Annotated in this window: 25 protein-coding genes, 1 tRNA gene and 2 pseudogenes; 4 read left to right on the top strand and 24 right to left on the bottom strand. The window is 61.4% G+C overall.

The features are described from left to right. Positions 1–144 precede the first annotated feature (144 nt). The gene (locus tag P0D80_RS39965; RefSeq protein WP_408291964.1) at positions 145–549 is read left to right on the top strand and encodes a GFA family protein; all 405 of its coding nucleotides are present in this window, start codon (positions 145–147) and stop codon (positions 547–549) included. Between the two features lie 67 nt (positions 550–616). On the opposite strand, the gene P0D80_RS39960 is transcribed toward P0D80_RS39965, so the two are convergent. Beyond that, the gene (locus P0D80_RS39960) at positions 617–1,063 is read right to left on the bottom strand and encodes an anthrone oxygenase family protein (RefSeq protein WP_408291962.1); all 447 of its coding nucleotides are present in this window, start codon (positions 1,061–1,063) and stop codon (positions 617–619) included. Positions 1,064–1,368: 305 nt separating this feature from the next. Here P0D80_RS39960 and P0D80_RS39955 point away from each other — a divergent pair, with 305 nt between their 5' ends. Continuing rightward, positions 1,369–1,617, top strand: a complete 249-nt coding sequence (locus tag P0D80_RS39955; RefSeq protein ID WP_408291960.1) for a hypothetical protein — start codon at positions 1,369–1,371, stop codon at positions 1,615–1,617. Between the two features lie 246 nt (positions 1,618–1,863). Further along, the gene (locus P0D80_RS39950) at positions 1,864–2,784 is read left to right on the top strand and encodes an AEC family transporter (RefSeq protein WP_132381484.1); all 921 of its coding nucleotides are present in this window, start codon (positions 1,864–1,866) and stop codon (positions 2,782–2,784) included. A 69-nt stretch (positions 2,785–2,853) separates the two neighbouring features. Here P0D80_RS39950 and P0D80_RS39945 read toward each other — a convergent pair whose 3' ends face one another. The 17 genes and pseudogenes from P0D80_RS39945 to P0D80_RS39865 form a co-directional block, all read right to left on the bottom strand. Further along, on the bottom strand, positions 2,854–3,855 hold the full coding sequence (locus tag P0D80_RS39945; RefSeq protein ID WP_408182262.1) for a D-2-hydroxyacid dehydrogenase: 1,002 nt from the start codon (positions 3,853–3,855) through the stop codon (positions 2,854–2,856). Positions 3,856–3,868: 13 nt separating this feature from the next. Continuing rightward, positions 3,869–4,372, bottom strand: coding sequence for an aromatic-ring-hydroxylating dioxygenase subunit beta (locus P0D80_RS39940; protein WP_132381481.1), 504 nt, complete (start codon positions 4,370–4,372; stop codon positions 3,869–3,871). Continuing rightward, positions 4,365–5,639 (bottom strand): aromatic ring-hydroxylating dioxygenase subunit alpha, encoded by a 1,275-nt coding sequence (locus P0D80_RS39935; protein ID WP_408291957.1) that lies wholly within the window; start codon positions 5,637–5,639, stop codon positions 4,365–4,367. Before P0D80_RS39935 ends, P0D80_RS39940 begins: the two co-directional genes overlap by 8 nt. 73 nt (positions 5,640–5,712) lie before the next feature. Continuing rightward, entirely contained in the window at positions 5,713–6,711 is a 999-nt protein-coding gene (locus P0D80_RS39930; protein ID WP_408291955.1) for an ABC transporter substrate-binding protein, read from the bottom strand. Between the two features lie 142 nt (positions 6,712–6,853). Further along, positions 6,854–7,582, bottom strand: a complete 729-nt coding sequence (locus P0D80_RS39925) for a GntR family transcriptional regulator (RefSeq protein ID WP_408182256.1) — start codon at positions 7,580–7,582, stop codon at positions 6,854–6,856. A 136-nt stretch (positions 7,583–7,718) separates the two neighbouring features. After that, positions 7,719–8,306, bottom strand: coding sequence for a UbiX family flavin prenyltransferase (locus tag P0D80_RS39920; RefSeq protein ID WP_132381473.1), 588 nt, complete (start codon positions 8,304–8,306; stop codon positions 7,719–7,721). 52 nt (positions 8,307–8,358) lie between these two features. Beyond that, complete coding sequence (locus tag P0D80_RS39915; RefSeq protein WP_408182269.1) at positions 8,359–9,363, bottom strand: ABC transporter substrate-binding protein; 1,005 nt, start codon at positions 9,361–9,363, stop codon at positions 8,359–8,361. A 71-nt stretch (positions 9,364–9,434) separates the two neighbouring features. After that, positions 9,435–11,030 (bottom strand): UbiD family decarboxylase, encoded by a 1,596-nt coding sequence (locus P0D80_RS39910; protein WP_132381471.1) that lies wholly within the window; start codon positions 11,028–11,030, stop codon positions 9,435–9,437. Positions 11,031–11,068: 38 nt separating this feature from the next. Then, positions 11,069–12,604, bottom strand: a complete 1,536-nt coding sequence (locus tag P0D80_RS39905; RefSeq protein ID WP_408182255.1) for a class I adenylate-forming enzyme family protein — start codon at positions 12,602–12,604, stop codon at positions 11,069–11,071. Beyond that, positions 12,591–13,490, bottom strand: coding sequence for a VOC family protein (locus P0D80_RS39900; protein ID WP_408182253.1), 900 nt, complete (start codon positions 13,488–13,490; stop codon positions 12,591–12,593). The genes P0D80_RS39905 and P0D80_RS39900 overlap by 14 nt, the downstream gene beginning before the upstream one ends. Next, positions 13,490–13,924, bottom strand: coding sequence for a PaaI family thioesterase (locus P0D80_RS39895; RefSeq protein WP_132381465.1), 435 nt, complete (start codon positions 13,922–13,924; stop codon positions 13,490–13,492). Before P0D80_RS39895 ends, P0D80_RS39900 begins: the two co-directional genes overlap by 1 nt. Before the next feature lie 16 nt (positions 13,925–13,940). Continuing rightward, positions 13,941–14,954, bottom strand: a complete 1,014-nt coding sequence (locus tag P0D80_RS39890) for a zinc-binding dehydrogenase (protein WP_408182252.1) — start codon at positions 14,952–14,954, stop codon at positions 13,941–13,943. A gap of 96 nt (positions 14,955–15,050) precedes the next feature. Continuing rightward, positions 15,051–15,860, bottom strand: coding sequence for an ABC transporter permease (locus tag P0D80_RS39885; protein WP_408182251.1), 810 nt, complete (start codon positions 15,858–15,860; stop codon positions 15,051–15,053). A 10-nt stretch (positions 15,861–15,870) separates the two neighbouring features. Further along, positions 15,871–16,650: an ABC transporter ATP-binding protein gene (locus P0D80_RS39880; RefSeq protein ID WP_408291950.1), complete on the bottom strand. Its 780-nt coding sequence runs from the start codon at positions 16,648–16,650 to the stop codon at positions 15,871–15,873. After that, positions 16,647–17,390 carry a GntR family transcriptional regulator gene (locus P0D80_RS39875; RefSeq protein ID WP_132381458.1) on the bottom strand — a complete coding sequence of 248 codons (744 nt, stop codon included), beginning with the start codon at positions 17,388–17,390 and terminating at the stop codon, positions 16,647–16,649. Before P0D80_RS39875 ends, P0D80_RS39880 begins: the two co-directional genes overlap by 4 nt. A 181-nt stretch (positions 17,391–17,571) precedes the next feature. Next, positions 17,572–18,612, bottom strand: a complete 1,041-nt coding sequence (locus tag P0D80_RS39870; protein ID WP_408291976.1) for a porin — start codon at positions 18,610–18,612, stop codon at positions 17,572–17,574. A 414-nt stretch (positions 18,613–19,026) separates the two neighbouring features. Further along, positions 19,027–19,293, bottom strand: a pseudogene (locus tag P0D80_RS39865) (hypothetical protein); the annotation flags it as partial. 96 nt (positions 19,294–19,389) lie between these two features. Here P0D80_RS39865 and P0D80_RS39860 point away from each other — a divergent pair. After that, positions 19,390–19,482, top strand: a pseudogene (locus P0D80_RS39860) (IS6 family transposase); the annotation flags it as partial. Positions 19,483–19,763: 281 nt separating this feature from the next. On the opposite strand, the gene P0D80_RS39855 reads toward P0D80_RS39860, so the two are convergent. From P0D80_RS39855 to fdxH, 6 genes are all read right to left on the bottom strand, one after another. Then, positions 19,764–19,859, bottom strand: a tRNA-Sec gene (locus tag P0D80_RS39855). 30 nt (positions 19,860–19,889) lie between these two features. After that, on the bottom strand, positions 19,890–21,803 hold the full coding sequence (gene selB, locus P0D80_RS39850) for a selenocysteine-specific translation elongation factor (RefSeq protein ID WP_408291948.1): 1,914 nt from the start codon (positions 21,801–21,803) through the stop codon (positions 19,890–19,892). Continuing rightward, a complete protein-coding gene (gene selA, locus P0D80_RS39845; RefSeq protein WP_408291946.1) occupies positions 21,800–23,230 on the bottom strand; it encodes an L-seryl-tRNA(Sec) selenium transferase in 1,431 nt (476 codons plus the stop codon). Before selA ends, selB begins: the two co-directional genes overlap by 4 nt. A 35-nt stretch (positions 23,231–23,265) precedes the next feature. Continuing rightward, entirely contained in the window at positions 23,266–24,261 is a 996-nt protein-coding gene (fdhE, locus tag P0D80_RS39840; RefSeq protein WP_408291944.1) for a formate dehydrogenase accessory protein FdhE, read from the bottom strand. 110 nt (positions 24,262–24,371) lie between these two features. Next, positions 24,372–25,028 (bottom strand): formate dehydrogenase subunit gamma, encoded by a 657-nt coding sequence (locus P0D80_RS39835; protein WP_132381418.1) that lies wholly within the window; start codon positions 25,026–25,028, stop codon positions 24,372–24,374. Continuing rightward, complete coding sequence (fdxH, locus tag P0D80_RS39830; RefSeq protein ID WP_408259338.1) at positions 25,015–25,947, bottom strand: formate dehydrogenase subunit beta; 933 nt, start codon at positions 25,945–25,947, stop codon at positions 25,015–25,017. The genes P0D80_RS39835 and fdxH overlap by 14 nt, the downstream gene beginning before the upstream one ends. Between the last annotated feature and the right edge of the window lie 6 nt (positions 25,948–25,953).

Genomic DNA, 25,953 nt, shown 5'->3' with positions numbered 1-25,953 from the left:
AAGGGAGCGGGCATTGTCGATTGGGCGCTCCGGGACATGCCGGGACGGCACTCGAATGAAGCGGCGGGTCGCCGATATGGCTGCATTGCCCGCGCCTGCGTCGTATCCTTGAAGACGTTCGCGACTGAACATGCGGAGACGAGGATGAAGACCGACAACGCATTGGAAGGAGGCTGCGCATGCGGCGCTATCCGCTATCAGGTCACCGTTGTTCCGACCGACGCCGGCTTTTGCCACTGCCGCTTGTGCCAGAAGACTACCGGCGCAGCGGTGACCGCATCCGCGTCGGTGCCGATCGGCGAGTTCAGGTACGTCAGGGGTGAGCCGCGGGTGTATGAGTCGAGCACTTGGGGCGAACGGCGCTTCTGCGGTCATTGCGGTACGCAACTCGAGTATCGCGAGTCGGCGACGCCGCAAACGGTCGAAATCAACTACGCGACGCTCGACGATCCCACAAGAGTCCGCCCGTCATGGCACGTGTGGTGCGCGAGCATGTTTCCTGGCCTCTCGTTGAGCGACGACTTGCCGAAGTATCAGGACGGCGCGTAGCCCGCTTCGCGGACTCTCGAAAGTCCGTTCGGTTCAGACGGCTCGGGCGGTTCGCGACGCCTGCGGCTCACACGTGCTGCATCAATGCGGCGGTCAGAAAGATCAGCGATGCGGCAAGGCTCGACACGCTGCGCACTGCATGAAGTCTGCCCCACTTGTCGAGCAACGCCCTCGTTTCAGCCGATGCGAGATCACGCCCTTGCGCTAAAAGTTGCGCGTTGGTGGGCTTAATGATGATCAAGGTGAACGGTACGACACTGCCTATGAGTAGCGCACCGACTAGCCATAATGCGGCTCCCCCGAGCCACCATGCCACGATACCGGCAATGCAACTCAAAACGGCCAACGGTGCTTGCATTATCGTCGCCCGACGGTAGCTCGGCGCCCAGACCGTCGCAGCCGTCCTGGTGTCGCATTGCATCCGGGCTGGATGTTCGACGAGACTGATGTAGATCGCCGCCCCAGAAAAAACGGTACAACCCAGCGTGGCGATGAATTGCGCAACTCCCAGCATGCAAGCCTCCCTAGAGGGCGATGGCCGATGAACTCCTGATTGATACATACCTCTATGCCTTTCCAAAGACCCGCAACGTGTGGCCGCCTGCCTCCGGTCGCAGCATGCATGGCCTGATAGGTTCGCGGCACCCCGATTTGGTCGGGTCGAAAATGCATAACCTATTGGTTATTGTTACCATGAAAAACATTAACTATCGTAAATTTCAAGCTGATCCTACTCTCTAGTCACCCCTCACGTCGTGCCTCGCTTGCAGCGCTCGAGCCGCCGGCAGCGTGACCGGGGCGAGGTCGAAGGAGAGGGTCATGAACACCGCCGAGAAGTCCCTGCATTACGTGGTCGAAAAGTGGCTTGCACCCGTTCCGCCGGTGCGGATCCGCGTGGTTCAGTTCGGTCGTATGCGTGCTGACGGCAGCCGCTACGTGCATGTCGAGGCGTCGGCTCCGGCCGGCTCGCGTGCAATCTTTTTCTTTCGGCACGATGACGGCCGCTGGTGCGTATTTCCTCCCCGGATCGCGCAACCGTCGATGACCGGTTATCTGCTTGCGGCTTGAACTGCGTCGCACGCCCGGCAAAGCAACGGACAAAAAACGAAACGGCATCGCCATGCAGTCCGCCCAGATGCAATGCAGCGAATCCGAGTTATTCGCTTCGTGAAAAATGTCGACGGTCAGCGGCCCGGTCTTAGCGGGAGATCAATTACGACTTCACCGCGCGTCGCGCCAGGTTTTCTCGGATAATGACGCCCAGTCAGGGATGAGCGTTGATGCGCCCAAGTCCCATAGCTATGGGAGGTCACTATGCATCTCGCCGGCACCATACTTCCGATCTTTGCCATCATTCTAACGGGATGGTTTGCCGGCGCCTCCGGCTACATGCCGCGCGCGCTGGCCGCACCGCTGATGCGCTTTGCCTACTACGTGGCGATGCCCTCCCTGGTCTTCCTGACGATCGCCGATCAGTCGCTTCACTCGCTCCTTGACTGGCGCTTTCTTGCTGCGTTCGGCGGCGGTTCCATGATTTGCTTTGTGGCTGTGATGATGTTTGTACGAATCGCGTGGGGCGCAGGCGTCGGAAAGAGCGGAATATTGGCTGCTGCCGTGTCGATGACGAACACCGGATTCGTTGCGCTCCCTATATTGAAGTCGCTTTTTGGCCCACCGGGCGTGCTCGCGGCTGCGATCGCAACCGTCTTCGTCGGCGCCATCATGTTTCCGATACTGGTACTGCTGCTCGAGATCGGGCGATACGATACATCGCGCAATATACGCACGGCGGCGCTGTTGCGGCAGATCGCCACCAATCCCGTCATCCTTGCCACGATTTTCGGACTGCTTTGGTCGATGCTCGGTTCGGAACTGTCCGGACCGGTCACGTCATTTCTCACGGTGCTCGGCGAAGCGTTGACGCCATGCGCGCTGTTCGCAATTGGACTTGATCTAACAATCGCCGAACTGCGCGAGCGGCTAGGTCTCTATGCGTTGCTGACGGCGCTCAAGCTGGCCATCATGCCGCTCGTGGTCTACGCGCTTTGCCTTGCGGCAGACCTCGACCGGACTGCGACCGTCGCCGCCGTCGTGTGCTCTGCCGTGCCCACCGCCAAGAGCGCGTACGTGCTCGCGGTTGAATACGACGTCGAAAAGGCCGTAGTGGGCGCAGTGATCTCGATGACTACGCTGTTTTCAGTCGTCACGCTGCTCGCCTGGCTTTACGTTTTGTAGCGCGGAGTCGCCATGGTCGCAGAACCTTTCTTCGGACCGTGATAACCGAGATGTCGAACTTCTTCCGGGTCAATAACCGCGTGTGCGGTCGACGATGTTCGTCAGCGGCTCGCCGCGCAGGAATCGCGCGAAATTGCCCAGCCAGAGTTCAAGCACCCGCAGATTGTAATCGGGCGCATCGCACGAAATGTGCGGCGTGACGACGAGTCCCGGCACGTCCCACGCCGCATGTTCCGTCGGCAAGGGTTCAGGGTCGAACACGTCGAGCAGCGCGCCGCCGCACTCGCCCGAACGCAGCCGCTCGAACAGTGCCGCATAGTCGATCAGCGCTGCGCGCGAGAGGTTGACGATGCCCGCACCGGGCCGCATGCGGGCGACGCGCTCGGCGGAAAGAAGACCGCGCGTCGCGGGCGTAAGCGGCGCGGTGACAACGACGAAGTCGGCTTGAGGCAGCCAGTCGTCGAGTGTGGAGATCGTCGCGAGCACATCGACCGCTTCCGCCGTCGGCGCGGCGCCGCTCCGGTTCAATGCAATCGTTCGCAGGCCGAGCAAACGTGCCGCGCGGCTCGCCGCCATGCCCAGATCGCCGAAGCCGATTATCAGCGCCGTCTTGCCGCGAATCGATGTGGTCAGCCGCACGTCCCAGCGATGCGCCCGCTGCGCCTGAAACACGGCCGGCAGTTGCGCATTCAGCATCAATAATGCCATCTGCGTGTACTCGAAGGCTTTCTCACTATGAACGCCGCTACTGTTCGTCAGGATCAAGTCGGGACGCAAGCGATCGAGCGGCATCAGATGATCGACGCCAGCACCCGTCGTGTGAATCCAGCGTAGACCTGGCGCGTCGTTCACCACGTCATGCGGAAATCTCGACGCCAGCAGGAAGTCGACGTCGTCGAGCGGACGCGCGAACCGTTCGCCGTCCCAGCCGAACGTCACATCGATGCGTTGTGCGAGATCGGGATGCCGCGCGCAGGCGGCCTGCCACACGGTTTCATGAAGATGAAAAGGTGGCGGCTGACGCCGCTGACTTTCGAGGTGCAGCCGGTAACGGCGGGTGGGCTCGGTCATCCGGGCAGCATCCTTAGAGAGGAAGTGCAACGAGCGTGTCGTAGCGGCACGAATCCGTGACGACCGTGCGCTCATGCAGCAACGCGCGGCCGCCCGCGAGGACGACCTGGTCGACGTAACGCCCCGCGCTAAACACGACCATCCCCCCTTCATAGCCGGTTCGCACGACCATGTAGCTGGTTTCGCAACCGATCAGCCCGTCTTCGACGCTGACGACTTCGGTCGGCCCAAGCACGTGACGGTAGACATGCGGCTCGAACACATTGACCGACTGGATCGAACTGACGCGATCCAGCAGCATGCCGCGCGTGTTGCAGAACCAGATACCGAAATCGCGGCCCGCTTCGAAATCGGTGCGCGTGAGAATGCGGTAAGTGCAATCTTCAGTGAAGAACTCCGGCCAGCGGCCGAGATCGCCATTGTCGATCGAACTGCAATAGTGGGTCATCAGGCGTGCGATACACGCGCCCGTCTGGGTGCTGACCTCCAGGTCAGGATAGCGCGCAACACTAGACATCCATCAGCTCTCTATAGAATTTCCAGAAGCCGCGCACCGAGGTTTCGGTTGCGCGGGTCGCCATCGGACCGGTGCCCTTGCCGCCCATCTCGATCACCGCAGCGTCGTCAAGATCGCCGCGAATGCCCTTTTCGACGAACGCGCCGATCGTGCCGTCTTCCATCGACACATAACCCGCGGGGCCGACCAAATTGCTTTGCTTGCGCCGGATGAGCGTTTGCTCCGGCGTGTCTTCCTCGAAACCGAGCACCGTCCAGATCAGTTCGCATCGATCCACGCCAAGCGGCACCACCTGCCGCACGCCTATCGAATTCATGATCTGATGCAGCACGAAGCCGGGGAAAATGCTCTGGATCGCGTTCGTGATCTGGTCGGGATACTCCATCCACTGATCGATCAGCGAAGGATCCTTCAGACCAAAATCGTCGCGCATGGCACGAATCACACCGGAGTCGTATGCCTGATCGCCGATGTCGGTATAGCGCTTCGTAAAGGTGATGTGATGCCGGCTGTCTTCATCCTGCAACGTACCGCCTTCCGCCGACAGCCGGTTGATCTTGAAGGTCGAGAAAAACGCGTGCAGCAGGCTCGGGTGATAGTTGTCGCGGCTATTCTCGACGTAGAGCTTCCAGTTGTTGTGCATCACCTGGCTATAGCGGCCAAGTATCTTTACGCGTCCATATAGCGTGCGCTCCATGTGCCGCACCATCGTTGGCCCGAGATAGTCCTTCAGTGCAGGGGCCTCGTCGGAGAATGAGCCGAACACAAGGCCGCGGATGGTCTCCACGCGCAGCTTCGTCAAACGGAACTTCGACTTGTCGAAATCCTCGGGCATACCACCTTTACCCTGCACGCCCTTCTCGAATGCGACGCTCGTCAGTTCACCGTCGAAGTTATAGACCCAGTTGTGATAGGGGCAAACGAAGTTCGAACGCTTGCGGTGACCCTGCGCTTCATAGCAAAGCACTGAGCCCTTGTGCACGCACTTGTTCACAAGCGCACCAATGGTGCCGTCCTGCTGGTGCACAACAATTACCGAGGTATGACCGACCCTGGTCGTAATGTAGTCACCCGGTTTGGGAATCTCGATGTCGAGGCAGAGGAAACTCCATGTGGGCCCACGGAACACGGCATCCTGCTCGCGCTCGTAGGTCGCCGCATCGGAGAACACACGCAGCGGCACGCGCGTAATGCCCTCTTCCGGCCAGCGGATCCGACTAGCGGGAAATCCAATGGTCGCGACCGTACCGTCGCACTTTTCCGTCATATTGCTGCTCCGTTGATGAAGGCCCGTACTCCGGTGTGGCCACAGCGGCCACGGGCCCATTCCCAATATCCGCTCATTTGACTGCTTCCGAGTCGAGATAAGGCTTCTGATAGAAGAGATCCGCGGGAAGCTCGCCCTTCAGCGTGCCGGCGGCCTTGAAAACTTCGAATGTGCGTTTCAGTGTGTCGATGTCACCCGATTTGAACGAGACCGTATTCATGGTCGTCCAGTGGTCGCCGTAAAAACGCGCTCCCTGGTCGCTCATGTTGCCGGCCTTCTTCAGTATCGCCACGACCGCGTCGGGATTGGCCGCGCCGAAGGCCAGCGCCTGGCGCATTGCCGCGAGCACCTTCACCGCATCCGCCGAGTTGTCCTTAAGCCACTCGCTGCGCATCACGGCGACACCGATATAGGGCGGTGTGCTCGCCTTCGTCATCTGTTTCCATTGATCGGACAATGTCGTGATCACGCGGACTTTCTGCGCACTGTCCGGCACTTGCGCCACCGTGGTGGGACGCATGACGGCGGCATCCACGTTCTTCTGAACGAGGAACTGCGCAAGACGCGGCTCGTCGCCCGCCACCAGGCGATAGTCGGCAAGCTTGAGTCCGTAATTGCCGTCGAGCACGGCGGTGCCGACGCCAGTGGTCGCACTGCCGATTGGCGACATGCCGATTTTCTTGCCGCGCAGTTCACCCGCGGAATGGATGGGCGAATCGGCAAGCACGACGATTTCCGCATCGACGATCTGCGTGGCGGCCACCATCCGGACCGGCACACCCTGCTGGCTCAGGCTGAATGCCCCCGCGAGGCTGGTGCCGAATGCCAGATCGATCGCGTTCGAAGCCAACGCGGTGGTCGGTCCATTCACGTCCGGAAAGTGGACAAACTGCACCTGCAGGCCCTGCTTCTCAAAGAACTTCTGCGCTTCGAGCACGGCACCGAAACCGAGGCTGGTGCCACTGGTCCAGTAGCCCACTCGCAACGGCGCCGCCGCATACACACTGGTGAGGCACACGCCGACTAACGCGAGTGCGCATACTGCCTTTAGAACGGAACGAAATGATTTCATTGTGCTTTGCCTGAAATAGCGACGCCGTCGGTCTCCCTGGCATCGTCTTTAAAGGATTACTAAATGTCCTTATCAAAACATGAAGCACGGTGCAACCATCCGTCGAGAGGTTCCGCCTGAAAGCAAAGGCGGAAACTCCGTATCACTTGCCGATCGCTACCAGCGGCGCGTGCTCGAAGTCCTGTTTCATGCTGCGGAGCACACGCTCCATCGTCATGTCGCGAAACTTCTCGATGTGCCGGCGCGCAATGCGCGCGCCTGCCTTGCCGTCGCCCGCCGCCAGCACCTCGACCAACTGGCGGTGATCGTCGGAAATTTCCGGGCTGTCGTCTTCGTCGCTGAAACCGAGTGCCACCAGTCGCGTCATTTCGTCGAACAGCACCGAGATGCTGCGCACCAGACGGTCGTTGCCCGACGCCATCGCAATCACCAGATGAAATTCACGGTTCGCATCGAGGAAAAAGCCGATCCGGTTGCCGTGATTCTTCGACGCCGTATTGCCGCGCGCTGTGCGGTCGATCCGCATCAACGCCTTCGCGTCCACCTTGCCGGCCGCAAGCCGCGCGGCTTCGGGTTCGAGAATGAGTCGCAGCGCAAACACCTCCTCGACATCCTTCAGCGTGACCGGCACGACGACGTAGCCGTGTCGCGGAACCGAACGTACCAACCCTTCGTGTGTGAGACGCGCAAGCGCCAGCCGGCATGTCGACTTGCCGACGCCGTATTGATCCATCAGCGCAGCCTCGGTCAGCATGCTGCCCGGTTTCAGCGAACAGGACAGTATCGCCTGCCTCATCGCCAGATAAGTCGACTCGCCCAACAACTTGCCCTCGGCCGCCGCCTTGCCCCCAGAAATCACTTTTCCTTCCATGTGGCCCCCCGTGCGCTCTATCCTGGAATGGCTGTGTATTATGCTTACGTCTTTCTGTAGGCACCTCACCAACCTCAACTCATTCTAGGAGATGCATATAGGGAAGTAAACTGGACACAAAAAAGCACATCGCGTATCAGCCGGCAGTGCCGCTCCATCGGCGTACGGTTCGTGATTCGATATCGAACAGGTCAAGCACGCGCCCGAGCGTATGATCGACCATCTGATCGAGCGTTTCCGGCAGCGCATAGAACGCCGGCACTGGCGGATAGACGATCGCACCGGCGTCCGTGACGGCGGCGAGGCTGCGGATATGACCGGCATGCAACGGCGTTTCGCGCACCATCAGCACGAGACGGCGACGTTCTTTCAGCATCACGTCTGCCGCTCGCGACAGCAGCGAACTGGTGCAGCCGGTAGCCACTTCCGACAGCGTCTTGATCGAGCACGGCGCAACGATCATGCCGTCGACGCGAAACGAGCCGCTCGAAATGGCCGCACCGATATCGGTGTTCGGATAGTTGACGTCGGCGAGCGCCTGCAGATCGGCGAGCCGCATTTGCGTTTCCTGTGCGAGTGTCACCTGCGCCGAACGGCTGACCACCAGATGCGACTCGACCTCCAACTCGCGTAACAGACGCAGCAGACGCACGCCGTAGATCGCGCCCGACGCGCCGCTGATACCGACCACGAGGCGTCGCCGTGCGGCGGATTGGGATTTCATGCGATACCTCCGTTATCCACCGGATGCGGCCATTGCCCGCGCAAACACGTCATCATGGCTTTTGACCCGCTATGATCTTCTTTGCCGTTTCGTACGGCCCGGTGACGAATACATCGGGCGGAAGCGTCCCTTTGATCGCGCCGCTCGCCGCGAAGATCTGCTGCTCGCGCTTGAGCGTATCGATATCGACTGGTTCGAAGGAAATGCTGTTCAGCTCGGCCCAATGCGCGGCATAGATCTGCGCGTCGCTTGCAGGCAGATTCGCTACTTTCTGCAGGATCGTCGCGACTTGGTCCGGATGCGCGTTGCCCCAGGCGATTGCATTGTGAATCGCAACGATCAGCTTCGCGACGGATTGCGGATCGCGCTGGATCAATTCCGTGCGTGCCGCAGCCACACCCAGATAAGGCATCGCATCGGACTTCGTCAGCTTGTGCCATTCTTCCACCAGCGTGCCCAGACGCCGTGTCTTCACTTCAGTCAATTGCGCGACCGTGACGGAGCGCAGCGCCGCGGCGTCGACCTGATGCTGTACGAGAAACTGCGCGAGACGTGCCTCGTTGCCCGGCACCAGTGAATAATCGCCGGCGTTGAAGCCATAGTTCGCTTTCAGCACCGCGGCCGTCATCAGCGCGACCGAACTTCCCGACGGTGACATACCGATCTTCTTGCCGCGCAACTGCGCAATCGATTGGATCTGCGAGTCGGCAGGTGTGACAAATGTGACATCGGCCGGCGCTGTTGCACCGAAGATCTTGACCGGCACGCCGGTCGCCGCGATGCTGAACGCGCTCGCGCCTGCCACGCTGAAGCTCACGTCGATCACGTTGGCGGCGAGTCCGCTCGCCGGCGCGTTGACCTCGGCGAAGTGCACGAAACGCGCGTCGCCGATGCCGGCTTTCTTCAGGAAGTCGCCTGTTTCCAGCACGGCGCCGAGGCCGAGGCTCACGCCACTCGTCCAGTAGCCGATGCGCAGCGGCGCGGCTTGCGCGGAAAGCGCAAGCACGGAAATCACGGCGGCGAACAGCACACGCCTTGCAAGCAGGTAAGGTTGCATCACGTCAGCTCATCAACGGGGTGAATGGAGCGCTGCCGGCCTGCGCAGCGCACTGAAGGACATCGCGGCAATCAACGCCGCGTCGGCGGCACGGCGTCGAAGCGCGAACCGCGCACGCACAACTTGCCTTCCGCGGTTTTCCACAACTGCTTGCGTTCATGCAGTTCGCCGAGCGCGCGGGCCAGCGTGCGGAAGTCGTATTTCGACAGCCGCTCGGCGAGTTCGGTGTAGTAAAGCGGCGTGTCGCCGATGAGCGCGATCGCTTCGGCTGCGGCAGCCTCCACCTGTTCCGGCTCCGACACATGCACCGTATCGGCCTTGCCGCCGACGTAGTCCGCGATCTTCGCCGTGTCTGCGTACGCGTACGAAATGCGCTCATAGCGCTCGTGCGGAATGCCTTCCGAGATCGTTGCGTCCACACCGACCTTGGCGCCCGTCGGCACCATGCCAGGCGGCATCACCGGCAGACTCGGGTCGAGCGGCTTCGCGCGTGCGCCGGGGATCACGATCAGATCGCGGTCACCCTGCACGCGCGTCGCGATCGCCCATTCGACCTGTTCGCCGTTGAACACGTCGATGTCGTCATCAACGACCACCACGTGCTTCAGATCCATCACCGACAGCGCCGCCAGCAGCGCGTTCTTGCCTTCGCCGGCCTGCTTCCTGATCGAAATAACCGCGTGCCAGAATGCGCGGCCACCCAACGTTACGTTGATGTCCTTTACCTGCACGCCTGCCGTGCGCAGCGCGCTGCGAATCGCCTGATAGCGCGTCGGTGCCGCGAGCCACGTGTTTTCCCACGGCATGTGCAGCGAGTAATACATCGCATCGCGCCGATGCATGATCGCCTTGATGCGCACATCCGGATTCCAGTGCAGCCCGCCCATCAATGCGGTGAATTCGCCGAAACGGCCTTCCGGTTGCGTCCAGCCCGTCGGCAGGATTTCCGCTTCGATCACGATTTCCGAGTCGGCGATATACGGCAGATCGACGGTCTCGCAAGGCGCCAGTTCGACCGGCACGCCACGAATGCCGCCCGCGATCGCCATCTCATCGACACCGATCGGCGCGCGATAGCCGGCGCCCATGATTTCCATCGGATGGTTACCGATCGAAATGGAAATCGGGCACGGACGTCCTTGTTCATACGCACGCTGCGCGAACATGCGCATATTGTTCGGCGTCACGATGTCGATGCCACTCAGCGCTTTTTCCTTCACCATGAAGCGATAGATGCCGCTGTTCAGGCCGTACTCCGGATCGCGCGAAATCACGATACCCGCGGTAATCATCGGGCCACCGTCGAAAATCGAAGACATCGGAATGGGCAGGCGGAACAGATCGACATCGTCGCCTTTGTAGATCACTTCTTTCGTGGCCGACGTCGCGACGTATTTAGGCGGAATCGGGTTCTGGATGCCATGCGCCAGCATCTTCTCGATTTCCGAGTAGCTGTCGCAGCCCATTGCCATCATCGCGCGCTCCTGCGTGCGGATGATGCCCGACAGCAGCGGCATGTCGTAGCCGATCACGTTATGAAACAGCAGCGCCTTGTCGCTCTGGTCGACGAGCGTGCCCACGTGGCGGATGTCGACGGGCTGCCGTATATCGATCAGTTGCTGTGCCGCGCGCAGCCGTTCCAGGAACTCGCGAAAGTTCTCGTTCATACTGAACTCCATAATGTTGAATGTCGTGTCGGTTTCACTTATGCGGTCTCGCTATCCTGCAACGACGCAAGCGCTATCGCTTTCAATGCGGCGCGATCGATCTTGTTCGTCGACGCAAGCGGCAATGCATCGACAAACCACACGCGTCGCGGGTGCTGGTATGCGGGCGCATGAGTCAGCGCGTGCTGTTTGGCTTGCTCTTCCGTTAGCGACGCGCCCGCGCGCCGCACGACGAACGCCACCGGCTTGGTTCCCTTGATGTCGTCGGCAACCGGTACCACGCAAGCCTGGACAATATCCGGGTGTGTCTCCAGCATCTGCTCGACTTCACCCGGAAAGATGTTTTCGCCACCCGACACGAACATGTCGTCCGCACGGCCGACGAATGCATAGAAGCCCTGTTCGTCGCGGTGAAATACGTCGCCCGTTACATAGAAGCCATCTGCTGTCACCGGTAGCGGCAGGTCCGGCCGGTTGTGGTAACCGAGCATGACGGCCGGGCTTTTTACAGCCAGCACGCCGGTCGCCACACCTGTCGGCGGTGCGTCGAGCAACTTCACGCTCACTTCGGGATGCGGATATCCGACCGACAGCAAAGGCGGTTCGATCCTTTGCGGATGGGGCCCGAACACGATCGGCCCGCCCTCGGTCGTGCCGTAGACGTTAGTGAGCTTCGCATTCGGAAGTACCTCGCCGATTTGCGCAAGCAGACTCTCGCTAACGGGCGCCGAACCCATCCGGATGAAGCGCACCGACGAAAGATCCGTGCGCGCAAGCAACTCCCTTTCGCGCAGCATCATCGCGATCATCGGCGGGACGGAGGTGAGCCACGTGACCCGATAGCGCTCGATTGCCGTGATGTACATGCGCGCGGTGAATTGCGGAAGCAGCACGACCGTACCGTTCCCGTACAGCGACATCAGCACGAGCGTCAGCGCGTTCATGTGATACATCGGCGCGGCCACCAGAAAGCGATGCGCCGCCGGTGGCTGCGCGCGCGCACGCGTACGCGCCACCCACAGATGGCTGCCGTGCGAGAGCATCACGCCCTTGGGCTTGCCAGTCGAGCCGGACGTATAGAGAAACATTGCCGGCATGTTGGGCGTCGGCACGAAAGTCTCGAACGGGCCCGGTTCGACGAATGAAGCGAAACTTTCCTCTCCGGTCGAATCGAATACGACTGTCGGCAGATCGTCCGGGCAATCGGCAAGTCGCGCGGCGTCGCAAAATACCAGACGTGCACCGCTATCGCGGATCACAAAAGTGGAGAGCGCGGGCGGAAACCTGTAGTTGACCGGCACCGCGACCATTCCCGCGCGCATGATACCGAGCAGCGCCGCGACATACTCGGCGCGATTCGCCGCAAGAATGGCGACGCGTTCGCCGACTTTCAGGCCGCGCTGCACCAGTGCACGCGCGACGCCGTCAGCCAGCGCGTCGAGTTCCCCGTAGGTCATGCGCGTATCGTGCCACGCGCAACCTGTTTCATCCGGTTCCCCAAGCGCGATCACTGCAAGCTTGCACGGATCGCCGTCGGCTTCGATCAGATCGCCGAGATTCTCAGGCGTGGGCATGTTCAACTGCTCCGATAAATTCAATGACAGTATTGAGTTCGCCTAACAGCAGGGCTACGGACGATGCGTCACTCTGCGCATGGGCCGACGGCATCAGTCGCACGACGCTCTCGTCGGCATGGGACGCGAGCGCGTCCAGACGTGCACGCATCGCGGCAAGGTCGCTTACCTCGACGACGACCGCGCCAAAATAGCTGTCGCGCCCAGCTGCGTTACATACGAGGTCGCCATAGCGCGCGCGGTAGGCCGCGCCATCGACAAAGTCCAGATCGAAATCACCCAACGCAATGCGCGAGTGCCGGGCGGACGGCGATTTGAGATCCGACTCCCCAGCGATCAGCGCATAACGGCGCGCTTCGTGCTGCGGGTCGTCACTCACGATCACACATTCCCTCAAGCGCTGCGCGCCGTTCGGATGCTTCGTCCATTCGGCACGGAAGACCCATTCCGGCGTCAGGTGCTCGCAGAAATAGACGCGCCCGGCGGACAGTTCTTCGGCCGCGAGCCGGGTCGTCCTGAAACGGGCGATCTGCTCGACGCCTTCAATATCGACGGGTCGCGTGAACGACTGCGGTTCAGTGGCGCGCACGCCGGCGTCGATCAAACGCGCATAGGTTTCCTGCGCGTCGTCCGTCTTGAACACGAGACCGTCTATACCTAGACGGCTTTCGAGAATCTCGCGTCGCAACGTGGTGGCGCCGGGCGGCAGGCCAACCAGTTCGAGATAATGTCCATCGAACATCATCAGGTGATTGACCGAGCCAAGCGAGTGATAGCCGCGCGGCGTCAGCGCGAAGCCGAGCGCTTCGAAACACGACGCCGCGGCGTCGGTTTCGAACATCGCGTTCACGACGACATGGTCGAGCGTCGATGTCGCCGTGTTCATCATGCCTTCGGCGCGGGTGCCGGCGCGGTCGAATAGACGCCCCGGCCGCTTGCGAGCAGCGCGCCGGACTGGTCATAGATGTGCGCCTCCGCAACCGAAATCGCGCTGCCGAACTTCACGACCTTGCCGCGCGCGATGAGGTCGCCCGGCATCGCCGCGCGGTGATAGTCGACGCGCAGATCGATCGTCGGTACGCCGCGGCCCGTTTTCGACACCAGCGCCCAGTCGGCCGTGAGGTCGACCAGCGCGGCAAGAATGCCGCCGTGCGTATAGCGGCGTTCGGGGTTCACGACCCACTCTTCGCGCCACGTCGCGGCGATTTCGATCGAGTCGTCGCCGACTTCGAGCACACGCAGACCGAGCCACTGATGATAAGGACCGCGCGTGAGCATTGCCTGAACCTGCTCCGCGGTAAGTTGCTGGTTATCAGCCATTCGAGTCTCCGTATTTTTATGGGGTAACGACAATCTTGCCGAGCACTTCCCGATCGCGAATCATGCGCAGGCCTTCGGCGGCCTGTTCGAGCGGCAACACCTTGTCGATCTGCACTGCAATCTTCCTGGTACGGATCAATTCCATCAGTGCAGAGAGGTTGTCGTCATAGAAACTGTTCGATCCGATCACGCGAATCTCGAAGCTCCAGATGTAGCGAAGGTCTTCCTTGGGATCGTGGCCCGCGGTCGCGCCGCAGACAAGCAGACTACCGCCGCGTTTGATGCATTTGAGCGACGGCACCCACGTATCGCCACCGGTGAAATTGATCACGACGTCCGCGCCGCCTTCATAGCTCCGGCGTTGCGGCTTGCCGTACTTCTCGATGACCCACTTCGAGAAATCGGTGTCGCGATAGTTGATGACGTGGTCGGCGCCCATGGCCTTGAGCCGTTCAGCCTTGTCCGCGCTGCCGGCGGCCGCGATCACTTCCGCGCCGAGCATTTTGGCAAGCGTCACGCAGCCGGTTCCGACACCGCCGCTCGCACCCAGAATGACCACACGATCCCCCGGCTTGATAGTGTTGTGCGTGACGAGCATCCGGTGCGCTGTACCGTAGGCGACCGGCAAAGACGCCGCTTCTTCGAAGGTCACGCCTTCTGGCATTGCGATCAACTGGTCCGCGCTGACGAGGCAGTACTGCGCCATGCCGCCGTCGAGCATTTCGCCCATCAGACCTTTCTTCTTGTTGAGCGGGTTGACAAGCACGCGCGCACCGACCGACCAGTTTTCGACGTTGTCGCCAACCTCCGTGATCTCTCCCGCCATATCCAGACCGATGACCACAGGCAGCGGCACCTTGATGCCCGGCATGCCCTTCACCGTAAAGACGTCGTGATAGTTGAAAGACGACGCGCGCACGCGGATGACCACGTGACCCGGCACCGCCTTCGGCATCGGCAGCTCACCGACATGGAGTTTGTCCACGTCACCGTGTTCAGAGAGAATCAAAGCCTTCATCGTACCGTTCATATGTACTCCTATTTATAGAATGCAGACGCTCTACTTCTTCGTAAATTTCGATTACTTCAGCCCGCGGCGCGGCAGCAGTGCGTCGCGAGCCATTCTTTATGCTCGTTTCTTCCAGCGGAACAGGTGGTTTTCAAGCGGCTTGAGAATGCCGTACTCGAGCACCACCATCAGCACGACCATGGTGAGCGTCCATGCGAACACCTGATCGGTCTGAACAAGGTCCGCCGCCTGACGCAGCCGGTAGCCGACGCCGTTCGACGAACCGATCGTCTCTGCCACCAGCGACACCCGCCAGCCGAAGCCGAACGCAAGGCGCGCACCGGAGAAGAAATACGGCAGCACGGTGGGCAGATAGATCTTGGTCATCACCTTGCTGCGCGACATCTGAAAGCTGCGGGCAAGCTCTACGTATTCGGCGTTGACGCTTTGCGCGCCCTGCCACACGTTCGTGAGAATCAGCGGCATCGCTTCCATGAACACGACGAAGATGGTCGTGCCGTTCGAGATACCGAACCAGATCAACGCGAAGATGGCCCAGATCGCAGCGGATACCGTGTTGACCACCGACAGCACCGGCTCGCAGAAACTACCGAGGCGACGGTTCGCGCCGAGCAGGATGCCGAGCGGCGTGCCGACCAGCGCGGCCAGAAGGAAGCCCGCAACGACGCGGTACAGCGTAATGCCGAGGTCCTCGGCAAAGGTGCCGGTGGCGATCAGGTCAAGCAGCGCGTTCCACGTTTTTTCCGGGCCGGGCAGGATGAAGGCCGGCACGCGTTGCGCCGCCAGCCACCACAGGATCAGGAATATGGCGAGCAGCGAAAGACGTTGACCGGCGACTTTCGCAAAGCGGGTCAGGCGGCCAAACCGTGCGGGGAAAACAGAACTGGCGGTCGAAACAGAAGACATCGCAACGTCCTTAAATGAGGGCGCGCACGCGGCGCACCGTTTCCGCAACTTCGGCGGCGAGCGGATCGCGCGGCCGCGGCAGGTCGATCATCAGCGCATCGCGCACACGTCCCGGCCGCGGACGCAGGACAACCACCTTGTCCGCGAGGACGATGGCTTCTTCCACGTCGTGTGTGACGAATACGACGGTCATCTTCAACTGCTCACGGATTCGCAGCAGTTCCGCGTGCATCTGCGAGCGCATCTGCGGATCGAGCTTGGAAAACGGCTCGTCCATCAACAGGATGTATGGCTTCACGACGAGGCTGCGCGCGAGTGCCACCCGGCTACGCATGCCGCCCGAGAGTTCGTGCGGATAAGCGTGTTCGAATCCCTCAAGGCCGGTCATCTTCAGCGCGGCCAGCGCGCGTTCGCGCCGCCGTTCGGCGTTGAGCGAGCCCGCTTCGAGACCGAACTCCGTATTCGCCACGATAGTGCGCCAAGGCAGCAGGCGGTCTTCCTGGAACATGTAGCTGACCACGCGGGTATCGTGAGTCGGCTCGCCGGCAACTCCGTCGATCCGCACGCCGCCCTGGTCCGCCTGCACCAGTCCCGCGATGATGTTGAGCAACGTGCTCTTGCCGCATCCGGACGCGCCGACGATCGCTAGCACCGAACCCGAAGGCGCGGTCAGGCTGATGTCTTCGAGCACCGCCAGCCTGCCGTAGTGCTTCGAGACGTGCTCAACTTCCACCGCGTTGCGCGCGGTGGCAGCCTTCTCAAACATGGCCTGGGTAGTTACCGCGTTCATCGTGCGCCTCGCAACGGGACGATCGGTGCGCCTGCATGCGTGTCGCGCAGGCTCGCCATGACCTTTTCCATCGTCATGTCGCGAAACGTCGCCACATGCCGGTGCGCGATCTGCTCGGCACGCTTGCCGTCGCCGCTCGCGAGCGCGCTGATCATCGCCGTGTGGTCATGCCGGATCTCCGGCTTCGTGTTCTGCACGCCGAAGCCGAGCGACACGAGCCGCGCCATATCGTTGAGCAGGCCACCCAGCATGCGAACCAGCCGGCTGTTGCCCGAACATTCGGCGATCGCCATATGGAAAGCGGCATTCGCGTCCATGAAGATGCCGATCCGGCTGCCGATGCCAAGCGACGTATCGTCGTTGCGACACGCGCGCTCCAGCCGGTTCAACAGGTCGATATCGGCCTTGCCCGCGGCGAGGCGCGCCGATAGCGGTTCGAGTTCCAGGCGAAGCGCAAACACTTCTTCGACGTCCTTCAACGTAATCGGCGTCACCACGTAACCCTGACGCGGCACGATGCGCACAAAGCCTTCCTGCGCGAGACGCTGCAGCGCCACCCTGCAGGTTGCCTTGCCGATGCCGTAGCGTGCGGTCAGCGCGCTTTCCGTCAGCGTGGCGGCCGGTTCGATTACACAGGACAGAATGTCCTGACGGATCGCCGAACACGCCCGCTCACTGAGAAGTTTTGCTTCGTTCGAACAGTCGATCAATTCCACCGTCGGAGCTGCAGGATCTTTCACGACACCTCTCCTTCGTCTCGTAAGCTGCTCACGTGGATCTGCGTGGGCAGGTGATGAGTTAACTTAGAACAGCCATTAAAAAAATGCACGGAAAAAAAACGTGACTTCTGAGCTGTTCAGCCAATGCGTTGAGCCCTATCGCATGCCATATACGCATGACGCTCACGGCGCGCTCATGCCCTTAGAACGAATGCAGAATCCCGAGCTGTGCGCCCGTCACCCCGTCTCCACGCGCCGGCGTGTTCGGTGTGATGGGGCCGTTGGCGATCAGCGCATAGGTCGCGCCGTGACGGTTCACGAGCCGCTCAAGCGTTCCATAGATGAGCGTCCGCTTGCTCAAGCTGTAAAACGCGCCAACGCTTACTTCGCCCGCGTTGTTATGCTGGCCTGAGCTGTCCTGCGCGTAGCCGATGCCGGCCGCGAGTCGTAGCGCGGGCGTGAGGTTGTACGTCGTCGATAGCGAATAGACGCTGTGATATTTGCCTTCGACATTGGTCGCCGTATTCGAGCCGAGGTTGTTGCCGCGGTAGTAGCCGAAATAACCCGTCAAACTGCCGAACTGATAGCTGCCGCCGGCGAACGTCGTCTTCGTATTGATTTTTCCGTTCGCGCCATTCTGTTCCGCGTGGCTGATGCCGAGGTATAGCGGCCCGCGCTGATAATCGATCGAACCGACATAGGCGTTCAACGCGTCATGCGGCGACGTCTGACCGCCCAGGCTTGCACCCGCGGAAAACGTGAATCCCGCGACGTTCGGCGACCAGTACGTGATCATGTTGTCGTAACGGAATGCGAACGTCGAAGCGTTGTGAAGAAACGAGCCGTACGTACCGCCGGAAAATGCGTCGAACTTGCTGTGCATCAGCAGCAGCACCGAGTTCTGGCGCCCAAAACGGAATTCGCCATACGGCGTGCCGAGACCGACCCACGCACTGCGACTGAAGGCGAGCGTGGAATCCGTCGCGGCCCCGGAGTTCGTGAGAATGCCGTTCTCGAGGTCGAACGTCGCACGCAGGCCGCCGCCGAGATCTTCACTCCCTCTGATCCCTATGCGGCTTGCCGACAAACCGCCACTCTGCATCGCAGTCTGTGCACCTTTGCCGCCTGCGTTCGTGTAACCCAGGTACGTATCGAGAATACCGTACAGCGTGACATCGGCTCGGGCCGGCGTCATTGTCACGGTGCCGAGTGCAACGAGCGCTGCAGAACAAGCCAAAGCCATCTTGCGCATTTCAAATTCCCGTTTCGGTAAATGGTTAATATCGGATTACTAAACATCTCGTCGTGAAATACTCTGTCGATTAATATTTGCATGTGACGTGTACGATAAACGCACACCCGTGAGGTGCTTACAAATAGTCGGTAAGCGCTCGACGATTGACTTTAGAACGACAAAAAAGAGAAGCACAACAACTATTTCTGGACATCTCAAGCGTGAGATGCTTACGCGCGGATCGCGCCCTCTCGATCAGGCTTCACTATTTTTCAGTGCGGTGTCGGGTGAGTGGTTCGCCGCTGCAGGTTGAACTGCACGGCAAGACCGCCACGTAGAGCTGCTACTGGGCGAGCTATTAAGTGAACATCGCCTAAAAGCCGGGCAACAACTGGGAGGGGCAATCGTTGGGGCGCTGTCACGTTAAATTGCGCACGACACAATAGCGGAGATGACACACGCTTGCTCAGAAGATGACGGAACTTGGGTGGCCTCGGTGAAACGATGCCTGGTGGTGAAGCGTGCGGCGAGCTGTTTGCGATAGAGTGAGGTGCGTAGCAGGTGTCGCTTGAGCGCGAAGTGCTGACGGATCGGACCGAAGCTGGCTAAGAAAACCTGCGTGCGTTCAGGATCGCGGAAGCCACGCATGCGTCGCTCGCGTTCGCGCGTCGGCTGATGACTTCTATGAGCAGAAAGTTGTAAAGGCCATTTGCGAACTGCCTCACAAAGGATAGGTCAAGTCTTGCTCCTCGCTGGCGCGGAAGCGCACAGCTGGGTCAAGGGAGGATCCGTCAATCCAAATATCTCAACAACCTCGTCGAGCAGGACCATCGGGCGATCAAGCGGCGACGGCGAGCTTCAGTTTCAACTTTGACATTCTGACGCTGCTTTCGTGACTAAAATATGCCGCTTTCAAACGGTTGCTTCGCCTCGCACGTTGCTGTCAATGGCGCTGTCCGACCTGTTTCAGACTGTCACCACTTTGCGACCGTACAGGTCGTCTCGGATAGCGGTTGATGTCACCGCGTGAGTAGCAAAGGTGATTTTCCGAGCGTTGTCGCAGAACGCTTTGCAGGTGGTGGCACGGCACTCGGCGGTGGTGCGCCAAGCAAACGCAACAAAACGTAATAATAAATTCTGCCGGCCATTAAAGCCTTAACTGGCGGAAGGCAGCCGGAGTCGAACCGACCTGAGAGCGTCTGACGCCCTCAACTGGGTTTGAAGCCCAGCCGCGCCACCGGACACGAATGCCTTCCTACGGTGATTGAACTACACGTTGCCGATGATCAGAGCAGATCGAGCCAGCGACTATCCGTGCGCAGCAGATGCAGGCCACGGTGGAAGCGAGTATACCCAACCCGGTCGAAGAATTCCAAAAGCTGAATCGCGCGTTTGCGGCCCAATCCGGTGACGTCGCGAAACGGTGCGGCCGCAACCGTACCGGCATTTTTTTGCGCCTCGTCAGCCGCAATCAAAGCCAGTTCGCGAATCATCTCCGGGTGATAGAAGAGGTCGCGCACGACCTGAAACAGTTCGCCCTGCCGCGCGAGCTTGCGCATCAATTGACGCACACGCTCCTCGGATACGCCGTGCGCGTTGGCCAGATCGCGTACCCACGGCGGATCGAAACGCCCCGCTTTGACTGCGGGTAGCAACGTCGCCGCGAGCGCGCGATCAACGTCGTCGAGCGTCACCGTGTGGCCCGGCAGATGCAGCCACGGTCCGCGTTTGACGATCTCGCCACGCGTCGCGGCATCGTCGACAAGCGCGCGCCACAGCGCGTCGTCCACCAGCGGCGCGGCAATGCGTCGCAAGCGCGAGATGTCCGGGCCCAACTCGTCCGGCGAGCGTTCGTGGTACTGCGCGAGCGTCGTCGTCAATCGCGTATTGAGCGCTTGCCAAAGCGCGTCGGCGACTAGCAATGCGTCCTCGCCTGGCAGTTCCACGACACGCGTGTTGGGCGGCAACGCGAGCGCGGCCGCCGGCATGCCCGTCAAACTTTCCAGCAGCGAGCGCGACAAGCCATGCGCCGCTCTCGCGAAGATGGCGTCGAGCGTGCCGGTGTCGAGCACCGTCTGAAGCGCGTCGAGCCACGCCAGCCGCTCGGCCGAACGACGCTTGCGCGACGGCGCGAACGGGTCGAGTACATGGCCACCGCCGATCGTGCGATTAGCCTGCGCGTTGCGCACCACGAACCGATCGCCCGGCAGCGCGCAAACCGGCCGCTCGAACACGAGTTGAACGCGGGCACGCTGACCGGCGCCGAGCGTGTCGCCATCGAGCAACGCGACATGCGCGACCTGGTGCTGCGTGCCCAGATGCACATGCAACGGCGCCCAATGCTCCAACGTAAGCGGTGCATCGGCGAGCAGCGTCAGCATGACGTCGATTCGCTGCGACGCCTGCGAGAGCCGCGGATCGACGATCCAGTCGCCACGATCGATCGCGCTCTTCTCGATGCCCGCGAGGTTCAATGCGCAGCGCTCGCCGGCGCGGCCGCTTTGCGCCGGACGATTCTGCGCATGAATGCTGCGCACGCGCACCGGTTGATTCTTCGGCGCGAGCAGCATCGTGTCGCCGACCGCCACGCGGCCCGACACCACGGTGCCGGTCACGATCGTGCCCTGGCCCGAGAGCGTGAAGACACGATCGACCGCGAGACGGAACAGGCCGTCGTCGCGCTTCATCCGCCACGCCGCGGCCGCCGCGTGCAGGTGCGCCTTCAAGGCGGCCACGCCGGGATCGTCGGCGCGCACCGCGCAAGTATCGAACACGGATGCGTCCTCGAGTACGCTTCCGCTTAGAAACGCGCTGACTTCGTCGTGCACTTCGCGCAGACGCTGCGCGTCCACGCGGTCCACCTTGGTCAACGCGACGGCACCTTGCCGAATACCGAGCAGCTCGATGATCGCCAGATGCTCACGCGTTTGCGGCATCACACCGTCGTCGGCGGCAATCACGAGCAGTGCGAAATCGATGCCGCTCGCACCCGCGGTCATGGTATGCACGAGCTTCTCGTGGCCCGGCACGTCGATCAGGCCGAGCACGTCGCCATTCTCGAGCGGCACGTACGCGTAGCCCAATTCGATGGAAATGCCGCGCGCCTTCTCTTCTTTGAGCCGGTCCGTATCGACGCCCGACAGCGCTTTCACCAGGCTCGTCTTACCGTGGTCGATATGTCCCGCCGTACCGACGATCATGCGCGCACGCCCTTCAGTTGCTCGATCAGTTGCGCTTCATCGGCGGCTTCGAGACAGCGCAGATCGAGGCGCAATGCATCGTCCGCGATACGGCCGATCACGGGCCTCGCCATCTCGCGCAGCCGCTTTTCAAGCGCGAGCAATTGACGGCCACCGCGTTTACCGTCCGCCATTCTGACGACGAGGCCATAACTCGGTAGCACGTCGACCGGCAAAGCGCCGCTGCCGATCTGGCTGAACATCGGCTCCGCCGTCACCGCATAGCGTTCGCCGAATGCGCGCTGCAACGCGGGTTGCACGCGCTCCGCGGCGAGCCGGATGTGGTCGGCGGGACGGGTCAACAAGCGCAACGTGGTGAGCCGCTCCGTGAGCTTCTCCGGCGCACGGTACAACTGCAGCACAGGCTCCAGCGCCGCGAGCGTCAGTTTGCCGACGCGCAACGCGCGCTTGAGCGGATGCTTCTTGATCTTCGCGATCAGATCGCGCCGCCCGACGATCAAACCGGCTTGCGGACCACCGAGCAACTTGTCGCCGCTGAACGTGACGAGGTCCGCACCGGCTTCGACGGTTTCACGCACCGTCGTTTCGCGCGGCAAGCCCCATTGGCTCAGATCGACCAGCGTGCCGCTGCCGAGGTCCACTGCAACCGCAAGACCGCGCGCATGGGCAAGCGGCGCGATTTCATCCAGACCGACCTCTTTGGTGAAGCCGCTAATCGCATAGTTGCTCGCGTGGACTTTCATCAGCAGCGCGGTTTGCGGGCCGATGGCTTCCTCGTAGTCCTTCAGATGCGTGCGGTTCGTCGTGCCGACTTCGCGCAGCTTCGCGCCCGCGCGGCTCATGATGTCGGGAATGCGAAACGCGCCGCCGATTTCAACCAGCTCGCCGCGCGACACGATGACTTCTTTCTTCGACGCCAGCGCGGACAGCGTGAGCAACACTGCGGCCGCGTTGTTGTTGACCACGGTGGCCGCTTCGGCGCCGGTCAGTTCGCAGATGAGCGCGTCGATCAGATCGTCGCGATCGCCGCGCTTGCCGGTGCCCAGATCGAACTCGAGGTTGGCGGGTTGCGTGAGCGCTTTCATCACGGCCTGCACCGCTTCGTCGGGCAGCAATGCGCGGCCGAGATTGGTATGCAACACCGTGCCGGTCAGATTGAAAACGCTGCGCAAGCGCGACTCGTTGCGCTGGCGCAGCGCGGCTTCGACTGAACGCTTCAGTTGCGCGACGTCGAGCGCGCTCACGGACGCATCGCCCGACTGCGCGCCGGCGCGCCAGGTGTCGAGCGCCTCGCGCACCGCGCTCAACACCTGGGTGCGGCCGTATTCGCCGATCAATGCCGCGAACTCGACCGACGCCAGCACCTTTTCCACCGACGGCACGCGCGCCATCAGCGCCTGCAATTCAGAGCCGCTTACATCGCTCACGAGGCCATCCCTTTTCTAGTCGCATCCACTCGCTGCTAGTCGGACTCGCCGGAAGAGTCATCCGTACCGACGCCCTGTTCGGGCCACAGCCACGGATGCGGCGACGCCCGCCGGTAACCTTCCGCCCCCATCAGCAAATCCAGCGTAAGACTGGCGAGATCGTCCGCGAACGGTTCGAAATCGTAGTCCTTCGACTGAATGCCGATCTTTCGATAAGTATGGCATTCGTCGCACGATTCCGCTTTCAGCGCGGCGTTCTTCGATTCCGCTTCGCGCGTGGCCTCGTCGGCATCGGGCGAGCCGACCGTGTGATAAGCGATGCCCTTGGTCGAATCGCAGTTCGAGCACTTCGTGCGAACCATGTGCCACTCGGTCGAGCACAGGCCGCATTGCAGGTAGCGGTAATTGTCATACGCGCCGCCCACGCGCACGATGCTCGCCACCGGATGCGATCCGCACACGGGACACAGGCCGAGTGTCTCGATGTACGGCACCTCGCGCTTGTCGATATCGGCAGCGAGGTCGGTCCACACCACTTGCAGCGCGGCCACGATGAACGGCGCGCTCGCCGGATCGACCTCTTCGAAGCGCTGCGCAAAGATTGCGTCGGCCTGGAATTCGAGCGTAGCGGTGTCGAGCGTGCGCAGTCTGGCAATCAGCGCTTCGAGCGGCGGCGTGAGCGGGCCCGCGGTTGCCACCTTGTCGAGCAACTGGCGCAGCACGTCGCGCCAGGCCGGATCGCGCACGCCGGAAAGCGCCGGAATCAGCGGCATGGAATGCTGCTGCGCACTCGCGATCAACTCGAGGCTGGGCGGCTGCGCCTTGAAGCTCGTCATCACGGCTTGCTGCGCATCGGCGAGCACGGCCATCAGGCGCAAATAGCCGGCGATCGGATTGTTGAGCGCCGCAAGCTGGCGCAGCCGCGCGGCGCGGGCGGAAAACACCGCGAGCCGTTCCGGCGTGCGAATGCGCGGAATCGCCGAATGATCGAGCGATTCGATATCGCCGGCTTCGAGAATACGTTGAACCACAGTATCGACCTCTGAAAACTAAGGAGCCGCCGCCGTTCATCGAACAAGGACGGCGGCTCGGGTGCAGCGCGCCGGAATCCGCGCTGCCTGGGTTGCCTATGCGTGGCCCGCTATTTACCGATGATTTCCTTGAACCAGTTCGGATGATGTTTCCGCGCCCAGCCGTAGGTCACCGTGCCGCGCGTCATGGCGCCGATCGACCCCTTGATCCACAGCGCCGCATAAATATGCACGACGATCCCGACGATCAGCACGAACGCCGCCGCGGCATGCACGAGCGCCGCGAGCCGGATGATCTCGATCGGAAAATAGAACGAGAAATAGCGGCGCCAGATCACGATGCCACTCGCCAGCAACAGCAGCAGACAGATCACCATGGTGAAAAATAACAGCTTTTGACCGGCGTTGTACTTACCGATCGCGGGGAGCTTTTCCTCGCGATTGTTGAGCACGTCGTCGATCTGCCTCATCCACTGAAGGTCGGCCTTGTCGAGATAGTTGTGATGCCAGAAGCGCAACGCAAGAATCAGAAACGACAGGAACATCACGCAGCCGACGAACGGATGCAGAATCCGAGTCCATTGCCCGCCGCCGAAGATCGCGTAGAGCCACGACATGGCCGGATGAAACATGGCGAGGCCGGACAGCGCCAGCAGAACGAACGTGATCGCGGTGATCCAGTGATTCGTACGCTCGTTCGGCGTGTAGCGCACGATCAGACTGTTGCCCTTCACGTCCTTCAGATCGGTATGCTCAGGGTGCTTCATTGGATGCCTCCCGCGAACGGCGTGCCTCGTCGGCTTCGTGCTGGGCTTCGGCCTCATCAGCCTCCGACACCTCATTCGGACCGACGCGCGTGTAGTGGAAGAACCCGGCTATGGCCGCGAACGCAATGCCCGCCAGCGCCAGCGGCTTGGCCAGCCCCTTCCACACGGCAACCATCGCGCTGATCTTCGGATTCTGCGGCAAACCGTGATACAGGTTGGCCTTGTCCGCGTGATGCAGCACGTACATGACGTGCGTGCCGCCCACGCCGGCAGGATCGTACAAACCGGCGTTCTGGAAACCGCGTTCCTTCAGATCTTCAACCCGGTCCGCGGCCTGCTGCTTCATGTCCTCCTTGGTGCCGAACATGATCGCGCCGGTCGGGCACGTCTTCACGCAGGCCGGTTCCTGGCCGACCGCCACGCGATCCGAACACAGCGTGCACTTGTATGCCCGGTTGTCCTTCTTCGAAATGCGCGGCACGTTGAACGGGCAACCGGTGATGCAATAGCCGCAGCCGATGCAGTTTTCCTCGTGAAAATCCACGATGCCATTGGTGTACTGCACGATCGCGCCCGGCGACGGACAAGCCTTCAGACAACCGGGATCCTCGCAGTGCATGCAGCCGTCCTTGCGGATCAGCCACTCGAGATCGCCTTCGGTGTTCTCGTATTCCGAGAACCGCATGACGGTCCACGAATGCTCGCTCAGGTCGCGCGGGTTGTCGTAGATGCCGGTTGTCGTGCCGATTTCATCGCGCAGATCGTTCCATTCCATGCAGGCGGTCTGACACGCCTTGCAGCCAATGCACTTCGACACGTCGATGAGCTTGGCGACCGTGCCCGTGACCGGCTCACGCACTTGCGGTTCAGGCAAGGTCGTGGCCGAGAGGCGTTTGATGTCCAGTGATTGCAGTGCCATCTCTTC

It is taken from the genome of Paraburkholderia sp. RL17-373-BIF-A (genome assembly GCF_046030175.1).
GTDB lineage: Bacteria > Pseudomonadota > Gammaproteobacteria > Burkholderiales > Burkholderiaceae > Paraburkholderia.
This window is presented reverse-complemented; position numbering and strand designations above follow the sequence as displayed.

Bases quoted from the DNA above. Each gene is read 5' to 3' on its own strand.
- P0D80_RS39965 (WP_408291964.1), top strand. From the start codon at position 145: ATGAAGACCGACAACGCATTGGAAGGAGGCTGCGCATGCGGCGCTATC.
- P0D80_RS39960 (WP_408291962.1), bottom strand. From the start codon at position 1,063: ATGCTGGGAGTTGCGCAATTCATCGCCACGCTGGGTTGTACCGTTTTT.
- P0D80_RS39955 (WP_408291960.1), top strand. From the start codon at position 1,369: ATGAACACCGCCGAGAAGTCCCTGCATTACGTGGTCGAAAAGTGGCTT.
- P0D80_RS39950 (WP_132381484.1), top strand. From the start codon at position 1,864: ATGCATCTCGCCGGCACCATACTTCCGATCTTTGCCATCATTCTAACG.
- P0D80_RS39945 (WP_408182262.1), bottom strand. From the start codon at position 3,855: ATGACCGAGCCCACCCGCCGTTACCGGCTGCACCTCGAAAGTCAGCGG.
- P0D80_RS39940 (WP_132381481.1), bottom strand. From the start codon at position 4,372: ATGTCTAGTGTTGCGCGCTATCCTGACCTGGAGGTCAGCACCCAGACG.
- P0D80_RS39935 (WP_408291957.1), bottom strand. From the start codon at position 5,639: ATGACGGAAAAGTGCGACGGTACGGTCGCGACCATTGGATTTCCCGCT.
- P0D80_RS39930 (WP_408291955.1), bottom strand. From the start codon at position 6,711: ATGAAATCATTTCGTTCCGTTCTAAAGGCAGTATGCGCACTCGCGTTA.
- P0D80_RS39925 (WP_408182256.1), bottom strand. From the start codon at position 7,582: ATGGAAGGAAAAGTGATTTCTGGGGGCAAGGCGGCGGCCGAGGGCAAG.
- P0D80_RS39920 (WP_132381473.1), bottom strand. From the start codon at position 8,306: ATGAAATCCCAATCCGCCGCACGGCGACGCCTCGTGGTCGGTATCAGC.
- P0D80_RS39915 (WP_408182269.1), bottom strand. From the start codon at position 9,363: ATGCAACCTTACCTGCTTGCAAGGCGTGTGCTGTTCGCCGCCGTGATT.
- P0D80_RS39910 (WP_132381471.1), bottom strand. From the start codon at position 11,030: ATGAACGAGAACTTTCGCGAGTTCCTGGAACGGCTGCGCGCGGCACAG.
- P0D80_RS39905 (WP_408182255.1), bottom strand. From the start codon at position 12,604: ATGCCCACGCCTGAGAATCTCGGCGATCTGATCGAAGCCGACGGCGAT.
- P0D80_RS39900 (WP_408182253.1), bottom strand. From the start codon at position 13,490: ATGAACACGGCGACATCGACGCTCGACCATGTCGTCGTGAACGCGATG.
- P0D80_RS39895 (WP_132381465.1), bottom strand. From the start codon at position 13,924: ATGGCTGATAACCAGCAACTTACCGCGGAGCAGGTTCAGGCAATGCTC.
- P0D80_RS39890 (WP_408182252.1), bottom strand. From the start codon at position 14,954: ATGAACGGTACGATGAAGGCTTTGATTCTCTCTGAACACGGTGACGTG.
- P0D80_RS39885 (WP_408182251.1), bottom strand. From the start codon at position 15,860: ATGTCTTCTGTTTCGACCGCCAGTTCTGTTTTCCCCGCACGGTTTGGC.
- P0D80_RS39880 (WP_408291950.1), bottom strand. From the start codon at position 16,650: ATGAACGCGGTAACTACCCAGGCCATGTTTGAGAAGGCTGCCACCGCG.
- P0D80_RS39870 (WP_408291976.1), bottom strand. From the start codon at position 18,612: ATGGCTTTGGCTTGTTCTGCAGCGCTCGTTGCACTCGGCACCGTGACA.
- selB (WP_408291948.1), bottom strand. From the start codon at position 21,803: ATGATCGTCGGTACGGCGGGACATATCGACCACGGTAAGACGAGCCTG.
- P0D80_RS39835 (WP_132381418.1), bottom strand. From the start codon at position 25,028: ATGAAGCACCCTGAGCATACCGATCTGAAGGACGTGAAGGGCAACAGT.
- fdxH (WP_408259338.1), bottom strand. From the start codon at position 25,947: ATGGCACTGCAATCACTGGACATCAAACGCCTCTCGGCCACGACCTTG.